Annotated in this window: 1 protein-coding gene; it reads left to right on the top strand. The window is 66.8% G+C overall.

The features are described from left to right. The coding region (locus tag ACSNOD_RS32110) for an ATP-binding cassette domain-containing protein (RefSeq protein ID WP_436770558.1) at window positions 1–202 on the top strand (202 nt) is incomplete at both ends.

Below are 202 nucleotides of genomic sequence, written 5' to 3'. Positions count from 1 at the left end.
AGCCCCTGACCACCCTCTCCGGCGGCGAACGGCAACGCCTCAAACTCGCCACCCACATGGCCACCAAAGGCGGCATCCACGTCCTGGACGAGCCGACCACCGGCCTGCACCTGGCCGACGTCCAACACCTGCTCACCCTCCTGGACCGACTCGTCGACTCCGGCACCACCGTCATCGTCATCGAACACCACCAGGCGGTCAT

The organism is Streptomyces sp. URMC 123, assembly GCF_051386515.1.
Taxonomy (GTDB): domain Bacteria; phylum Actinomycetota; class Actinomycetes; order Streptomycetales; family Streptomycetaceae; genus Streptomyces.
Note: the sequence above shows the minus strand (reverse complement) of the source record. Positions and strands in the feature narration are given on the sequence as shown.